The sequence below is a fragment of the Nonomuraea sp. NPDC001684 genome (assembly GCF_053596515.1).
In genome coordinates this window covers 1-15,373 of the sequence record NZ_JBSFGJ010000060.1, presented here as the reverse complement: position 1 = coordinate 15,373, position 15,373 = coordinate 1, and the positions used below count along the sequence as shown (strand labels likewise).

Here is a 15,373-nt window from a genome sequence, read left to right as displayed (position 1 = left end):
CGTTCCCCAGGGCTCTCACGGTAAGGGCATCAGCTGCATTTTTCGGGGTGGCGGCGTCGGCAAGGAATTCCCACCCGAGCAGCTGCCTGTTCAGGTGTCGCGACTGTGGGATCCACATGGCGTACGCGGACCACACCTGACCTCGGTCGTGCACGTCGAGCCCCTATTGGGACGGCATCTGGTTGGCATTTATCGAGGCTCGTTCAGCGTCGGTCAGGCCGGCTTCCGCGAGGATGGCCTGGACCGTCGCGTTCTTTCCTCGGACGTAGTCGTCGATGTCGGCGGCGTTCCCGGCAACGTGCTTCTTCACCATGGCGTACTGGTCGCGAAGTCTCGCGTTGGTCCGCAGGGTGTCTCTGACCGCGAGATGACTGCGGAGGGACAGCGAACCGTCGACGATGACGTAGGTGTGGGTCCCGGCGAGTCGTGCGGGTGCCTTGAAGGCCCATCTCTGGGGGATCCCCCGCTCGCCCAACGGCGAGAACCCCAGGCCGATCAGGACGTCCGTGGCGGCGGCGACATCCTGCTCCGCCACCACGATGTCGCAGTCGATGATCGGCTTGGCGGCCAGCCCGGGGACTGACGTGCTGCCGACATGTTCGATGGAGATCACGGCGACTTCGGCGGCTGCCAGCGCCTCGGCGTACTCCCTGCGCAGCGCCTCGAACCGATCCGGCCATGTGGGGTCATAGTCGACTATCGCGATCACGGCTGGAGCCTAGTGGGCGGACAGGCATGCATGAGCGGTGCGCAGGAAAGTCCGACTGCCGGCCACGTTCCGTTCGGGCCGAACACGCGGTGATCCACTACACCCCGATCGACCCGGCACAGACGCCGGCGAGCCACCGTCCGGGACCGGCCCCCGCCGCGCGCCCGGACGGCGGGCGGGGTGAGGGCCGCGGTGCCGTTCTTCCGGTGCCCCCTGTCGGGCGGGACGCCGTCCGACCTCGTGCCCCGTGGTCAGGAGGGTTGGTGGCCGCGATCAACGGTGGTTGGGCGGTCATAGACGCCGACCGCCCACTCGCCGGGCTGTTCGCCGACCTCCGCCGAGAGGCGTTCGAGCACGTCAGGGCGGAAAAGCGAGGCGCCGGCCGCCGGCTCGTCGCATGTCGCCCCCTTCCGGGACGGCCGGCAGCGGCCGAGTTCTTCGGCGACCCTGATGACGGGGGCGTCCGCGGGGAAAACCCATACCTGGATCGTCTGCCGGCCCTTGAGCCATTTGGTCGGTGCCGACAGCCGGTCGTGATGGCCGCCCACCCCGGCTCCGCACCGCCCGGCCGTGCCGCCCGCTTCACCGCTCCTGAGCGGGGCCGAAACGACGACCCATGCTCGGGGATCAGCACAGACCACCTTGTAACCGGTGGAGAAGCTCGTCGGCGTGAAGGTCACGCTCTTGCGGACGCCTGTCGTACCGAAGCGCTGGGTGTGGATGAGGGGAAGGGTGAACTTCTCGGCTCCCAGCACCACGGGGAACGTCTTGGGCAGCTCCGGGGGCGTCTGGATCCGCGCCGAGCTGGGCGGCGCGGCCACCGCGGCCTGGTCGGTCCGGTCGGGGCCGGTCAGCATGACGGCAGCGACGGTGGCGACGGCCAGCACCCCGACGTTCAGCGAACGCCGGACCCGCCGCATCCGGCGGCCTCGGCGGACGATCGCGTCGAGGTGGGGGACCGGTTCCTTATTGGTCGCGTCATGGGCGTACGTGTCCAGGAGCGTGCGCAGGTTGCTCTCCGTGTGCCTCATCGCTGGAGCTCCTTCAGATTCATGGTGCGGATGTCCGGATCGACGCGCAGACGGGTCAGCGCCCTGCCGAGCTGGCTCTTGACCGCGCCCAGCGAGCAGCCGATGATGTCGGCGATCTGGGTGAGCGTCCGTCCCTCGAAATAGTGCAGGACGATCACCGCCCGCTGACGGGGCGACAGCGTGGCGATGGCCTTCCACAGCGCCGCCTGGTCCCCCACGGCGGCCGCGTGGTCCTGCGGGTCGGCCGTCTCGGGCAGGGTTTCGACCGGCACCTCGCCACGCCACAACCGACGCCACCAGGTGGCGTGGGTGTTGACGATGATGCGATAGACGTACGGATCGGGGTTGCCCTCGATCCGCCGCCAGGCCACCCAGGCCTTGGCCAACGCCGTCTGCACCAGGTCCTCGGCGGTGCCCCAGTCCCTGGTGAGGAGGTACGCCATCCGGCACAGCCGTAGATGGCGATGCGCCACGTACTTGGCGAACCCGTCGTCCATCAGTCATCTCCGTCTCGTCGTCTCCGGCGATGACTACAACGTGGGTGGCACGTACGGATGACAGGCGCCGCGGTGAGCGCTCACGTCGAGGCCGGGCAGGCGTAGATCATCAACTGCCGGTGGCATCGACGCCCAAGGCGCTTATCGCGTATCCGCTCGCGTTTCCCCGCATGGGTACGGCCCACCGTAGGCGTTCGGGCGCGGCGCCGAGGACGCGCTGAATGCACCGGAGACCGTCACCAGTCTCAGGGCAGCCAGGCGACCTGGACCCTGTGGATCAGACCGGAAGAATACTGGCCTGACCTCTCTGGGAGGATCGTGGTCGTACTCCCCAGGATGCGGGGACTGCCCCTGGCGAAGGCACCTTCGACGGATCGTCGCTGCTCAAGCAGCACCTCATACGCTGTGATCATGTCGGTCAGCCCTGACTGGAGTGCGCCCATGACCAGTTCAGAGGAACTTGAGCGAGAGAACGCGATAGTTCTGGATGCGGTCCAAGCATTATTGGGCCTTGTTTCCGCTGACGTCATTGCCGTCGCAGTCTGCGTGGAGACGGATCGCGTCGGATTGCACTTCTGGGTTCGACGCCGTACCAGTGAACTCGACGAGGACATCGAGGATGCGATTTTCGAGCTCGACGCTCTTCTCTCTGGAGACGGCCCCCTCATCGAGTCACGAATCCATGACGGGCCACCTGATTCGACGATGCTGCGTTCGTACGGTCGGATGATCTATTGGGCGAAGTGCTAGGCGCGCTGTAGCTCAACCGCGTTCCCCGCGACTCCCCCACCAGCCCCCTGATTCGCCCCCATGTCGAACCGCCGACGGCTTATAGGGAGTCAGTCGTCAAGGCCCCCAAAATCTGAGCGTCGACCTGCGGTGGAAACTCGAACCGCGCATACCTGAGCCCAAGACCATCGAACGTACTTAGGAACCTGGAGCGGTTAACGGTGACGGACAGCCGCTTCAATGCGCAGAGTCAACCCAACCAGGACCACGAGCGTGAAGACTCCAAGGACCTGCCAGGGGGCTCACCATCTGCGAAGAACAGGGCTCCTACGCAAAGAGCCAGGCCCAGCACCAGGACAACGGTGCCACACACGCGGAGGGTATCGATCTTGTCCGACTCGGTGGGTGGGGTTGTATGGAGCATCGTTCACCTCGTCCCTACCGCGGTCGTGTCGAGAGCATCCCACGTTGATCCACGATCCGAAAGTGCGTAGTTTGCCGTATCTACGCCCCGACTGGTCCATGCCTCAGCTTGGCAGCAGACCGCAATCACACCGCCCCAGCAATGTGCGACGGCCAACTACGCGTGGCGATCGTCAAGACTGCATCTGTACGACGGCATTGGGCCAGGTTGGAGCGTTCGGTTCATACGTGCGGGGCGGCCCGATGTCCCGCCGTTCGATCGGGAGCCGATGGCCCGCATGGGCCACACAGCACCCGCGCCGCCCTCAACTGCCAGTGCTCCACGGACGAACGTCAACGCGAAGCAGCACGAAATTTCGACGAACTCACTTGTGGATTTCTCCTGCGAAGTGAATACGCTGCCGGGATGGTCACGAACTTTGGGACGTCGGAATCGCAGTTCCCGCCGAAGCGGGTGGTTGGTCAGGAGCGTGGCTGGTATCGAGGTGACTGCCATGTGCATTCGGTTCTCTCGAACGGTGGAGAGCTGACGCCGGAGCAGCTCGCGGCCGGCGCTCGTGCGGCGGGGCTGGACTTCATCGCGACCACTGAGCACAACACCGCAGATGCGCATGGTGCGTGGGGTTCGCTCGTCGGCGACGACCTGCTGGTGATCATCGGCCAGGAGGCCACCAGCCAGACCGGGCACTGGCTGGCGCTCGGCATCAATCCGGGGCAGCTGGTCGACTGGCGGTACGGCGTCCGCGACGACGTGATCGGCAAGCATCTGAATCAGGTACATGAGGCTGGTGGCCTATGCGTGGCGGCCCACCCGTACGCGCCGTACCCCTCTGGCGGCTTCATGTACCCGTTCGAGGGATTTGATGTGGTGGAGGTGTGGAACGGGCTATGGATCTCCGATGAGCCTTGGCAGGCTGACAATGCGGCAGCACTGGCCGAATGGGGCCGGGGCCTGGCCGTCGACATCCGCCGTGGACGCTGGCGACCTGCGATGGGCAACAGCGACACCCATCTGGAGGGCCAGATCGGCAGACCGCACACCGTCGTGCTGGCTGAGGAACTGAGTGCTGACGCAGTCCTCGCCGGCATCCGTGCCGGCCGGAGCTGGATCGCCGAATCGGCCACGGTTGAGCTGTCGCTCCAAGTCTCTGCTGGTGATGGCAGCGCCGATATCGGGGGGCGGCTGGATACCTACGGCGAACCGGCTGTGGTCCGGGTGGACGTCCGTGGTGTGCCGTCCGGCACTGTCAGCTTTCACACCGATCGAGGGGCGGTGCACCGCGCAGCATTGCCAGGCGATGGATCAGGCGTCTTGGAGTGGCATACCAATGTGGAGGAATCGTCCTTCGTCCGCGTTGAGGTGCGTCATCCCAACGAACACATGGCGGCGCTCACCAACCCCATCATCCTGAGCTGAAACGATGAAGGGAGCCCAGGTAGGCGCCCACTACGGAGCCGAGATGGACGCCCTCGACTCCGGCAGCGACGCACACGTCTCGGCCCACCGACGCTACGTCGAAACCTTGCGCTCCCACCGCAACCGCGACGGCGGCTTCTGGGTCGCCGCCACCGATCCCCTCGCCGCCGACCAGGCCCTCACCGGCAACATGCCCGCCGACCGAGTACGCGCAGCCGCCCTGCTCAGCGACGGCGCCTCCCGCCTCGTCGACCGCTTCCACCTGGCCACCTGGCGCGAAGCCCTGAACACACTCGACCAGCACGGGCCGGCCAACCTCATCACCACAGTCCGGACCGCCGAACACTCCGACCCGCACGGCGAACGCTGGCCCCGCGGCAAGACCTACGACGACGCCACCGCCGCTCACATCTCATTCACCACGACGGAATAGGCACGTGATGTTGTCGTGGCGGCGGCCGAAGGCGGCCACCAGGACACTGGTGGCCATGTGCTCCAAGTACCACCCCTGCCCCTCGATCTCCTCGATGAGCTCACCGATCTCGGGGAGAGTTCTTCCTTCGGGCGCCTTGTCCAGAGGGGCAGTGAACCGGGCGACGAAGACCCGCCGCCCCGCCGCATAGGCATGTTCGGCAGCCGCGACGACCTGCTGCTGACTAGGGCTAGGCCCACGAAGCACCATTAATGACGCACCTTTCTGCCATTCATCGAGGGTTGCCTCGATATGACATGCAAAGGGCATAATCCCAGCCCAAGGCGACTGAGCACAGCAAAATTCCGCTCCCTCAGCCGCGGTCCCCTATTCGCCACTCCGAGAAGTCGACCACCAGTAGCGACACCCTGGACAGTTGGGGAGACTCTGGCTTTCGTCCTCCACGTAGCCACCTGGACAGCTCCTCGGAGCGAACCGATCGCACCCGAGCCGCGCTGCCCTCCCAGCACCCCACAGACAAACGCCAGATCAGAAGCCCAGGCTGATGCGGACGCCGTGTTCAGAGGGTGGTGGACGGTCGTCGCAGTGAGCCCGTGTACGGGGACGTTGCTGCCAGGGCTGCTGTCATCGCGTTTGCGGGATCACGACCTTCGTCCGCTACTGTCGCCCGAGTCGATCTGCCGGCAAGCAGGAGAACGGAGAGGCTGTCGTGGGGCAGACACCCCATGCAGAGACGAACCTCCTTGCTGAGGCACTCCGCGCCGGGGCGGTCCTGGCCGTCTCCGGGCCGGTCATCCTGAAGACCTCCCGGATCAGCGCGGCAGAGCTGAACATCGGGATCTGCCGGGGAGCCGACTTCGTCGTTCCTCCTGTGGTCCTGGCAGGTCTCCTGCTGCGCGCCTCGCCACGAACCACGCTCTTCGGGGTCGCGGCGATCAGCATGCCCGGACGTTCCTTGAACACCTTCGGACCATCGACGAACCGCTCTACGCCGCCTTCGTGCTCATGCTGGTCCTCGGCCTCCGCCGTGGTGAAGTCCTCGGCCTCACCTGGGACAGCATCAACCTCGACGGCCAAGAGCTGTGGGTCTCTCAGCAGCTCAACCGCGTCCACGGAAAACTGCTCCACCGGAACACCACCAAGACCACCGACTCAGACGCCTCGCTGCCACTCCCGGCCTTGTGCGTCACCGCGCTCAAGCACCGACGCCGGGTCCAGGAGGGAGCTCGCAAGGAGGCCTGCGACAAGTGGAAGGACTCAGTGCTCGTCTTCACCACCCGGTACGGCACACGCGTCGAACCGCGAAACTTCAACCGCTCATTCGAGCTACGTGGCAACGCCGCCGGTGTCCCACGCATCCGCGTTCACGACACCCGCCACACCTGCGCCTCGATGCTCGCCACTCTGGGCGTTCACCCTCGGGTGGCAATGCGCATCCTGCGTCACTCGCAGATCTCCGTGGCCATTGCGGTTCTAGGCGTGGGCTATCTGCAAGTCGCCTCCCCAACTTCGGGCGATGACAGCTCCATCCTCGAACTCGAAGGCCATGCGCATGCGTTGGCCGGACAAGTCATCGAACTCCTCGACCAAGCGCCGCAACCGCTGACCGATGTACCTCACGAAGGGAACTTCATCGGGAGCGGTGATCACATCCACGCGACTGCCCAGCTCCTCCATCACGTAGCCCTCCCCCGGCCCCTCGGGGTCGATCCTGAGTTCCCAATCAGCGGCCACACCTAGGTTGACAGTCAACGTCTCGAATCTGAGCCAGACCTCGCCTATGACCGGGGCTTCAGACCGATGTGTGAACTGACTTGCTAGCACGCTCGCCAAGCGCAGATTCTCCAGGGCAGTCACATCCACCGGATCAGCCTAATCCGTAGCCCATCGATGGGCATCGGCTGCAGGGGTTGCTGTATGGCGCTGCTGTACGGAGGTCAAAAAGGCCCTCCCGGATCATCCGGGAGGGCCTTTGAGCTGGAAGTCGCCTTGGGGATTCGAACCCCAGCCCCCTTCATTACGAGTGAAGACACGATCGACGAGAAGACACGCGCAAGGCACTCAAGTGCCGCGAAGATCATTTAGAACGCTGGAGACAGAAGGATCTATCACAGTAGGCCACCTCTGACCGGGGCGGCTTTCGCAATTCACGGCTTCGTACAGCAACCGCTCTCTACCCTGCCATCGACAAGGCTCGTAACGTCAGCAGTCATGGCAGACGTCGTGATTTGGGTGAAGCCCTACGAACGCAAGAATCACAACCCAGGCACAGAGGGATACAAAGGCCTGTGCGGCTGGCACGGAACGACCTCCGGTCGAGGACCATGTCGCAACGAGCCATACGCGAGCGTGAAACTGAACTACGCGAACTACCAGCCAGTTCAGTCGGCCTGCGTCCAAGCCCTCAAGGAGATCTCACAGCGCTACGGCTTCCCCATCCCGCAAGAGCAGGGCGTGCGCGCAGACGATTGACGCCGTAGCTGGGCCTCGCAGCCGTACCGCGTTGATACCCGGCACGACGACCATCCCAGAGCCGGGGCGCCCTCGCCGGAGGCAAGAGCACCTGGCTGCGCTTCACACGCGAAAGCACCTCGTGGTCAACTCAGGGAATGTCGGCGATCGTCACATCCATCATTGCGGTCACAGGGACCCTCTTAGGTTCTCTGATGACATTTCTACTCCAGCGTCGTTCCATCGATAGATCGGAAAGGTTCGCTCGAGCGGAGAGGCTTCGAGGCGAGCAGATCAAGATCTACAGCGACTTTGCGCGTACAATCCTGGACTTCCGCAGTGCCCAACGACGGGCCTGGAGCGAGCGGGCCAAGAACGCCAGGAACAGCGAGGCCTACCGCACGGCGGTGGATGAGGTCTTGCGCGCACGTGCAGCGGGGTGGACGGCTCTGTATCAGGTAGAACTGATCACAGAGGATGTCGAGATCAGACGACTCGCGAACCACGCCATGGAGTTGGTCAAGAGCATGAACAAGGCCGAGACCTCGGATGAGGTGAAGGCTTTGACTCCGGAAGTCCGCGTGGCGGTGGAGGACTTCGTCCGTGCGGCCGGCGTCATGGTGCGGAAGGTGTAAGTAGGCGTGATCCGAGCGCGGGCGCGAGAACGGCCCCCCAGGCCGCACGCGCAGCGTGTAGCCGCGCTCGGGCGGCCACTTGACGGCGGCGAGATGCGCCTGGGCCCGCTCAAGTCACGAGTAGGACGCCGGACGGTGAGCATCCCGGCAGTCATCATCCCCGTACTGACCGAACACCTGGCCACCTACGTCGCCCCACCGGGCGACGCCTTCGTCTTCCTAGGCAAGCGCAGGGCTTCCTGAGGGGCGGCAACATCAGACGCCAGGCCAACTGGGCGGAAGCGCTCGCCACCCGCGACGCGGACCAGAGAATCGCCGACGCGCTGAGCGCTCGCGTAGAAGCCGAACAGAAGAAGATCGCCAAAGGCTAATAGCACGTTAATGGCACGAACGCCGCTTCCCGTGATCAGAGAAGCGGCGTTTTGGCTGGTGGATCCGAGAAGATTCGGCAGGCCGGAGCTGAGGAACGTGTAAGCGGCCATACAACACTCCAGGCCGACGGACAGGTGCATCCAGGCGGATAGCCAGAAGGGTCCCGATAGGCGGACATCGGAAATCCTGGTCGATGGTCACGTGATGCCTTGATCTTGCCGTTACTACCGGAGCTCCTGGAAGCACGACAATGACCGACCGCGATCAAGAGAAACGCAATGCGTCGGCTTATCCCGAGATGCGGCGGTCCTGCTTTGCGACGGCTGGCCACCGCGCAGGACGAACCCGATGACCTCGCCGCTGTGGGGCGTCCGTACCGTCAGCGTGCCGGTGAGGTGGTGTCCGAGAGTCAGCCGGCCTGATCACCGGATCGGACCAATCGGTGTTCCCAGACCAGGGCCGCGACGATACCGACGGCATAGGCGACCAGGTCCCATGGGTCGGGGAACGCACCGACCAGGACACCGCCGATCCCCGGCGGGGTCATGCCGACTATTTGGTAGAACTCGACGGCGACGGCGATCACGGCCGTGGCCAGGGCGCGGCGTGCGGCGGTGGTGCGCCACAGCAGCCCCAAGAACGCGTAGACCAGCATGGTGGCGCCGACGTCGCTCACGTAGCCGCGGATGAACGGTTGTCCCGGGCCCCGGTAGAAGAGGACGAACGCGCCGATGGCGAGGGCGACGCCACCCAGAAGGACCATGGCGCGGCGCATGAGATTACATCTTCTCCGAATCTCAACGATCAGGACGAACCTGATCATAGAGCTCGTCACCTATGGCGCATGCTCATTGCGCCAGGTCGGCGACCCACGTAGGGACGATTCATCCGGAATGCAGCCATCGCTCATCCCCGCCCCACCGAGTCGACACGCGCGTGCTCGCTGCTCGACTCATGCAGACGGCTTCTCAGACATTCTCGGTGCGTGACGACGGTATGGCTGCCAGGGCCGTCTGCGCTCCTGACATCCATGACCACGCCGTCCCCTGCCGGGCTGAGGACAGTGGGCGTACCGCAGAAATCGCACAGCCACTGAAAGCTGTGAAGGTCCTGAGATCGAATCGTCAGACGCGCCCACGCCGGCGGACTCCATCGACGGATCTCTTGCACCACGGCGTCCACCTCCGTCCCAACAGCCGGATACTCGCCAAGCCACGCCCGTCCAGCACCGGAGGGACTATCGATCGCCGCGCCATCGATCGATGCACCGATGCCCTCGTGACCCACGATCTCCACCATGACGCCCCATGGGTACTGCTGGGTCACTCGGACCCGGACCCGTTGACCAGGGACCAGGCCTGCTCCTGCGGCATCGAATCGCTGCACAAGATCATTGTGTCGTAGGAGCGTGTTGAACCGTTCGCCTACCTCGTTAAGCAGGGCGAATGGCTTGAGCTCCTCTAGGCAGAGCCGACGGTTTTACATCTGGCGACTGCTTCGGTCCCGACTTGGCCTTCCATCTGCAACAGGACTAAAGCCCCAACGCTAGGGAGATCTCCGGACGCGAACGCGGAACCTGCGGATCAGCACCGTAACTCCGAGACAGGTCCTCGTGGCATCGCTGGATCCCAAACGAGAGGCAACACGTACCTGCGTTGTAAGACCCGTCGATCTACGTGAGCTACAGATAGGAGCTGAAGTGGTCGGCCACGGTGTCTGCCACGACTTCTGCATCGTCGGAGCCATCGACCTCCAGGACTCGGATGCCCAAGCGGCAAGCGGAGCGGACCGCCTCATCGGCGACGAGGCGGTCTCGGGCAAGCCGGTTCTCCTGTGCTCGCTCAGGGTCGCTCACCTGGAGGCGGAGGCTGCCGGCACGGGGCAGTTCGCGGAGCTGGCGCTGACGGAATGCTTCGCTCGGCACCATGACGATCATCCGACAGGGCGAGTCGATGATGGGAGCGACCAGTTCGGGACGCAATCCCCAGCCTTCGGCAACGACAGGTCGCCCCGACACCAGGCCGCGCAGGTCGTCCAACGCCCACTCGAACCGCGCGGGAAAGCCGGCCAGGGTCTCGTCGGCCATCTCTTGAGGGGTGGTGTTCACCCAGACGGTCTCCGGGTCAGGATCCGCGGTGGGCTCGCCAAGTCGCACTCGACGGGCGATCCGGCGGTCATTGTGTGCGCGCGCGTCGTGGTAGTCGTAGTGATAGGCGGTCAGCTCGTACCGGATGGCCAGCACCCTGGCAACGGTGGATTTCCCGGCCCATTGCCCACCTCCGATCCAGAGGGCGTTGTGGAGGGTGCCGAACGGATCCCAGACCTCGCTACTTGTGGCGTTCACGGAAACAGCTTGGCGAAGGCACAGGCCAAGAAACAGTCTTGTTGTGCTTGCCCACCCGGATGATGATCGTAGAGAGGGAAGCGCCACCATCTCCGCTTGCAACGTTTTCGGAACGCCCCTGGTGTCGTATCGTCCTCTGCCCCCTGCATGACCGGGCCTCAGGCTCCGACAACCGCCCACTCCGCAACACCAACGTCAACCGCCGCGTCTGGACCAAGGCCCTCCAGCACGCCGACCTATCAAAGATCCACTTCCACGACCTGAGGCACACCGGCAACACCCTCGCCACCAGCGCCGGCGCCTCGATGCGAGAGCTGATGGCACGCATGGGCCACTCCAGCACCCGCGCCGCCCTCATCTACCAGCACTCCACCGACGAACGCCAACGCGAAGTGGCACGCAAGCCCGACGAACTGGCAAGGGGCGCCCTCGACACATCGGGCACGCAACGGGCACGGCCCCAGAACAAGGCCCACTAACGATCAAAAGCCCAGGTCACGGACCTGGGCTTTTGTATGAGTGGAGCCTAGGAGATTCGAACTCCTGACATCCTGCTTGCAAAGACGCAGCCGATCACGTTCCGTCAGGGCACACACAGCTCAGCGCACTGATCGCGTTACCCGTGACTCCCTGCTGTTCCCCCTTGTTTCCCACCCCATCGGGCACGCAACGGGCACGGCTGACTGGCTCGTCACAAGGACATCCAGCAGTAGAGCAGCTGGTCATGTTCTCTCGCTCGACGTGCCAGACCGACAAGATCCTTGGCGAGCGACAACATGTACCCGTCCTTATCAGCGGTGAAGTGGGAGCATTCCTCGATGGCTGCCCACTGCTCCGCCAACATTGGCAGGCGGGCGTCGTCCACACCGGCGAGCATGTCACGAGCCTCCGCCGACAGTTCCATGATGCCGGGCCCTTCCAGGTACGGGGAGTCTTCGGGTAGGGCATCCCACTCCTCGACGCTTCGCGGCGCACTCTCCGGGGGTGGATACAGCCCCACCGTCTCGACCAGCCCCAGGAAATAGTCGACATGGCTGGCGAACGCGACGAGCTGACCCAGGACCACTTCGGGGTCGATCCATTTGGTCACCACCACATCGAACTCCGGAACTCCACGCGAGGCATCGGCGATCTCGCGGGAATGCTCAGGTTGGACGGTCGCCGCAACACGGTCCGCAGCGCGGTAGTACTCATAGAAGACACCCACGTAAGCACTCCTGTCCCGGGTCCACGGCGATATGGCCCCCTTGTGGCAGGTAGACACGCTAGGGCAGGCGACTGACATTACGAAGAGGCACGACTCGCTTGAGGCAAACGCACCTTCCGTAGCCGGTGGCGGGCATCGAGTGAGCCCTCGGTCTGCTGGTGGAAGGAAGTTATTCCGAGCATTGCACTATTCCTCGGTCTGGAAGGTCGCTTGTGCGACGTCCGTGAGCAGTGCGGCAGCCCAGAGGAATACCTTGGGGTCACCGAGACCTGAGTCGGTGAGCCATTGAGCGGCCCGGCGCGCGTCCTGCTCGTCCTGGATTAGCCCCCAGGGCCCCGGCTGGACGCCGGTGGCTCGGTAGACATCGGCGACGAGGCCGCCCAGGCAGGTCCAGGTGTGCCAGCACCCGCTGTCGAAGCCGACCAGTTCGAACCCCAACCGCCGGCCGCTGCGGTAGGGAAACCTCTCGCGCCGAGTCAGCCGTTCCGGGAGGCTCCCGGCCGATGTGTCCCAGCCTCCATCGGCGATATCGTCCAGCAGTCCGGGAGCATCGGCTGTGGCGAATCCGACCCCGAGCACGTGCAAGCCCGGCCTACCAGCGTCCTCACGCGCAATCTCGGCCTCCTGAGGGCCGGCGAACCAGTCGTCCCAGCCACTGGGATCTACCGACACGAGGTCCACCACGCAGTCGCTCAGCGACACCAGACCAGCACCTGAAAGGCCCACGTCCTGCCAATCGTGCCGATCCGCGCGTGTAGCGACCCGATAGCCAGCGAGGACGTAGTCGGGTTCCATCGCGCTATCTCCTCCCGCGGTCAGTATCGTAATTTTCCAGGAAGTCGGCCTGAGGGGCCACGGATATTCCGGACAGCCGTCTTGTGGGCGCAGCCTATGCGGCCGCCGGGGTTGAAACGGACTCGTTGAGCACTTCGAAGGGTGGCCGGTAGCCGAGCGCCGAATGCAGGCGCCGGTGGTTGTAGAACCCCTCGATGTAGCGGATGACCTGCCGTCTTGCCTTGGCTCGGGTGGTGAAGACGAAGCGGTGCAGCCATTCGTTCTTGAGGGCGGAGAAGAACGACTCGGCCATCGCGTTGTCGTAGCAGACGCCGGTGCGACCGACCGAGCGGCGGATCCCCAGGCCGGCCAGAAAGCGGCCGAACTCATCTGAGGTGTAGTTCGAGCCGCGGTCGGTGTGGAACAGGGCGCCGGGCTGAAGCAAGCCGGTGCCGGCGGCCATTCGGATCGCGTCCTTGATCAGCTCGGCGCACCCGCTCGACCGGCGCGATGCCGCCGTGGTGCTTCAGCACCGTGAAAACCGACCCCGGGGGCTTGCCCAGTGCCCGGGAGATCACGCTGATTGACTCACCGGCGCGCCACCGCCGCCACAAGTCTTCTTTCATCGCGTCTGTCATTCCCGGCCGACCCATCCGAGCCACGATCCACCCATCCACATGCAGTGTTGCGTTGATCGTTTGAATCTAAGGCGCCTTTTTCAGGAAGATCAGCTTCTCGCGCAGCTCGGCGTTCTCCCGCTCCAACTCCCGGATCCGCGCCCGCTCCGGCCCAGAGAGCGCCTGCCGCTCCTCCTGCGCGCTCGCGATCCGATGCCGGTTCACCCAGCTGCCCAGCGTGCTGGCGTTGATGTCGAACTCCCGCGCCACGGACGCGACCGTCCGATCGCCCTCCAGCACCATGCGGATGGCTTCTTCCTTGAACTCGGGCGAGAACTGCCTGCGACGCCTCGTCACGTACCTACCTCTTCCAGACTTCTATCAGCTTATGTAGCCGACTGTCCGGAATCTGCTGGGCACCTCAGCCTCGGCCTACGTTGCTCGACTCGTGGTGCAGGAGCTGTTCGATGACCCAGGGCGGCCGGACAGTGCGATGGTGAAGTCCGTGCATTCTCGGTCTGTTCTGGTCCCGTTCGAGGTCGCAAGGCGCGCGATTGCCGACGGTTTACAGCGGGCCAATGTTCCCGGCTGCATCAGGCCTCTGACCTCCGGGTACGGCTCTTGCCTTTCCTCTACCCAGGAAGATCATCCCGCGCATATCCAGCGAGGCCGAGTCAGTCATGATCGCTCTGTGTTGTTCGTCGTTGAACCCGCACGTCGCCGTATCGTCCTGTAGACAAGAAGAGCGACGCCCGTCAGAGTCAGCAGGGCGCCGGCCGTCATCGCACGGAAGTTCATCAAGTCCGCCCGGGCGATGGCCTCGGCTTGCTCCTTCAGCATCTCCGGTGTCGGGTCCTGATAGGGCAGATAGGTGCCCGCGGTCGCCATGCAACTGGCAACCGGTAGCAGGAGTCCGACGCAGATGGCTTAGACCCCGATCGTCCTTCCGCTGATCGCCACGGGGCCAGGCTACCGAGTATCCCCTGCCAGCTTGGGAACTGCATTGATCACGGCATGCTGAGGCGCTGAGCTGGGCGGAAGGTCGGTCCTGAGTGACCGTGGTTGCCCCTCATTACCGCCCTTAATGGCCCGCTAATGGCCCGGAGATAAGCCCGTGACCTGGTGTTTCCCGCGCGGCGCGCGCACCCCGCTCGCCTGATCATCCCGTCTGCCGTCGGCCCGCCCGAAGGGGAAGCGGGCCAGGGCCACGAGGACAGGGTGGAGCCCCCACTGGAGGAACGACCTTGGCCCCGTGGCCCTGGTCTGCTCGGCTTGTCCCGGGTCGATGGCGGGCGGGATGATCAGGCTTCCACCTCAGCCATCTACGGCTCCGTTACTCCCCACGGCGATCATCCCGGAGCCGGAGCGCCCCCGCCGGAGGCTGCTGTTGTTTCCGGAGTTCGGCCAGCGCCATGGCAATGGCACCGAGCATGAAGCCTACGCCGACCAGCGCAATCGGAGTTCCTGCCTCGTGGGCGTCCTGGCCGAAGAGGCCAACGAATCCGCCGAACAGGAGGATGAGAGTGCCTAATACGAGGAAAATGGTCCGTCCGATCATGAGGTGATCGTAGAACAGGCGCCCGCGCGGGGAGGACCGCGCGGGCTGCGGCGGCGCAGCCGCCACCTTGACGAGTTGGCAAGGGGAGCCCTCAGCACATCGGGCACGCAACGGGCGCGCCCTCAGAACAAGGCCCACTAACGATCAAAAGCCCAGGCCATTGACCTGGGCTTTTG

General features: G+C 64.6%; 20 protein-coding genes. 7 read left to right on the top strand and 13 right to left on the bottom strand.

The genetic code is table 11. The features are described from left to right. Positions 1-163: 163 nt before the first annotated feature. The 3 genes from ACWCSD_RS14565 to ACWCSD_RS14555 all read right to left on the bottom strand — a co-directional run bounded on the left by ACWCSD_RS14565 (position 164) and on the right by ACWCSD_RS14555 (position 2,237). Entirely contained in the window at positions 164-709 is a 546-nt protein-coding gene (locus tag ACWCSD_RS14565) for a GrpB family protein (RefSeq protein ID WP_449915206.1), read from the bottom strand. A gap of 251 nt (positions 710-960) precedes the next feature. Beyond that, entirely contained in the window at positions 961-1,740 is a 780-nt protein-coding gene (locus tag ACWCSD_RS14560; RefSeq protein WP_449915203.1) for a hypothetical protein, read from the bottom strand. Next, positions 1,737-2,237, bottom strand: coding sequence for a SigE family RNA polymerase sigma factor (locus ACWCSD_RS14555; RefSeq protein ID WP_364333359.1), 501 nt, complete (start codon positions 2,235-2,237; stop codon positions 1,737-1,739). The genes ACWCSD_RS14560 and ACWCSD_RS14555 overlap by 4 nt, the downstream gene beginning before the upstream one ends. Positions 2,238-2,648: 411 nt before the next feature. Between ACWCSD_RS14555 and ACWCSD_RS14550 the strand changes: the two genes are divergently transcribed. The 3 genes from ACWCSD_RS14550 (at position 2,649) to ACWCSD_RS14540 (ending at position 5,239) form a co-directional block, all read left to right on the top strand. Then, complete coding sequence (locus ACWCSD_RS14550; RefSeq protein WP_449915200.1) at positions 2,649-2,987, top strand: hypothetical protein; 339 nt, start codon at positions 2,649-2,651, stop codon at positions 2,985-2,987. Between the two features lie 808 nt (positions 2,988-3,795). Then, entirely contained in the window at positions 3,796-4,806 is a 1,011-nt protein-coding gene (locus ACWCSD_RS14545; protein WP_449915197.1) for a CehA/McbA family metallohydrolase, read from the top strand. A gap of 4 nt (positions 4,807-4,810) precedes the next feature. Continuing rightward, complete coding sequence (locus ACWCSD_RS14540) at positions 4,811-5,239, top strand: hypothetical protein (protein ID WP_449915194.1); 429 nt, start codon at positions 4,811-4,813, stop codon at positions 5,237-5,239. Here the strand turns inward: ACWCSD_RS14540 and ACWCSD_RS14535 are convergent. Further along, entirely contained in the window at positions 5,219-5,488 is a 270-nt protein-coding gene (locus ACWCSD_RS14535) for a hypothetical protein (RefSeq protein WP_449915191.1), read from the bottom strand. The genes ACWCSD_RS14540 and ACWCSD_RS14535 overlap by 21 nt on opposite strands. 591 nt (positions 5,489-6,079) lie before the next feature. On the opposite strand from ACWCSD_RS14535, the gene ACWCSD_RS14530 reads away from it, so the two are divergent. From ACWCSD_RS14530 to ACWCSD_RS14520, 3 genes are all read left to right on the top strand, one after another. After that, positions 6,080-6,979, top strand: coding sequence for a site-specific integrase (locus ACWCSD_RS14530; protein WP_449915246.1), 900 nt, complete (start codon positions 6,080-6,082; stop codon positions 6,977-6,979). A gap of 471 nt (positions 6,980-7,450) precedes the next feature. Beyond that, positions 7,451-7,711, top strand: coding sequence for a hypothetical protein (locus ACWCSD_RS14525; RefSeq protein ID WP_449915189.1), 261 nt, complete (start codon positions 7,451-7,453; stop codon positions 7,709-7,711). Positions 7,712-7,848: 137 nt separating this feature from the next. Beyond that, complete coding sequence (locus ACWCSD_RS14520; protein WP_397155064.1) at positions 7,849-8,325, top strand: hypothetical protein; 477 nt, start codon at positions 7,849-7,851, stop codon at positions 8,323-8,325. A 185-nt stretch (positions 8,326-8,510) separates the two neighbouring features. Here ACWCSD_RS14520 and ACWCSD_RS14515 read toward each other — a convergent pair whose 3' ends face one another. The 3 genes from ACWCSD_RS14515 to ACWCSD_RS14505 form a co-directional block, all read right to left on the bottom strand. Continuing rightward, positions 8,511-8,807 (bottom strand): hypothetical protein, encoded by a 297-nt coding sequence (locus ACWCSD_RS14515; protein WP_449915187.1) that lies wholly within the window; start codon positions 8,805-8,807, stop codon positions 8,511-8,513. Between the two features lie 299 nt (positions 8,808-9,106). Then, complete coding sequence (locus tag ACWCSD_RS14510; protein ID WP_449915184.1) at positions 9,107-9,520, bottom strand: DUF2809 domain-containing protein; 414 nt, start codon at positions 9,518-9,520, stop codon at positions 9,107-9,109. An 858-nt stretch (positions 9,521-10,378) separates the two neighbouring features. Continuing rightward, positions 10,379-11,041 (bottom strand): hypothetical protein, encoded by a 663-nt coding sequence (locus ACWCSD_RS14505; protein WP_397155070.1) that lies wholly within the window; start codon positions 11,039-11,041, stop codon positions 10,379-10,381. Positions 11,042-11,100: 59 nt separating this feature from the next. On the opposite strand from ACWCSD_RS14505, the gene ACWCSD_RS14500 reads away from it, so the two are divergent. Continuing rightward, a complete protein-coding gene (locus tag ACWCSD_RS14500) occupies positions 11,101-11,520 on the top strand; it encodes a tyrosine-type recombinase/integrase (protein WP_449915182.1) in 420 nt (139 codons plus the stop codon). Between the two features lie 212 nt (positions 11,521-11,732). On the opposite strand, the gene ACWCSD_RS14495 is transcribed toward ACWCSD_RS14500, so the two are convergent. The 6 genes from ACWCSD_RS14495 to ACWCSD_RS14470 form a co-directional block, all read right to left on the bottom strand. Next, on the bottom strand, positions 11,733-12,248 hold the full coding sequence (locus tag ACWCSD_RS14495) for a hypothetical protein (protein WP_449915180.1): 516 nt from the start codon (positions 12,246-12,248) through the stop codon (positions 11,733-11,735). A 186-nt stretch (positions 12,249-12,434) separates the two neighbouring features. Further along, positions 12,435-13,043 carry a hypothetical protein gene (locus tag ACWCSD_RS14490; protein ID WP_449915177.1) on the bottom strand — a complete coding sequence of 203 codons (609 nt, stop codon included), beginning with the start codon at positions 13,041-13,043 and terminating at the stop codon, positions 12,435-12,437. Between the two features lie 94 nt (positions 13,044-13,137). Continuing rightward, positions 13,138-13,485, bottom strand: a complete 348-nt coding sequence (locus ACWCSD_RS14485; RefSeq protein ID WP_449915174.1) for an integrase core domain-containing protein — start codon at positions 13,483-13,485, stop codon at positions 13,138-13,140. 241 nt (positions 13,486-13,726) lie between these two features. Then, positions 13,727-13,996 carry a transposase gene (locus ACWCSD_RS14480; RefSeq protein ID WP_449915171.1) on the bottom strand — a complete coding sequence of 90 codons (270 nt, stop codon included), beginning with the start codon at positions 13,994-13,996 and terminating at the stop codon, positions 13,727-13,729. Positions 13,997-14,317: 321 nt separating this feature from the next. Further along, positions 14,318-14,527, bottom strand: coding sequence for a hypothetical protein (locus tag ACWCSD_RS14475; RefSeq protein ID WP_449915168.1), 210 nt, complete (start codon positions 14,525-14,527; stop codon positions 14,318-14,320). A gap of 445 nt (positions 14,528-14,972) precedes the next feature. After that, positions 14,973-15,197: a hypothetical protein gene (locus tag ACWCSD_RS14470; protein WP_449915165.1), complete on the bottom strand. Its 225-nt coding sequence runs from the start codon at positions 15,195-15,197 to the stop codon at positions 14,973-14,975. Between the last annotated feature and the right edge of the window lie 176 nt (positions 15,198-15,373).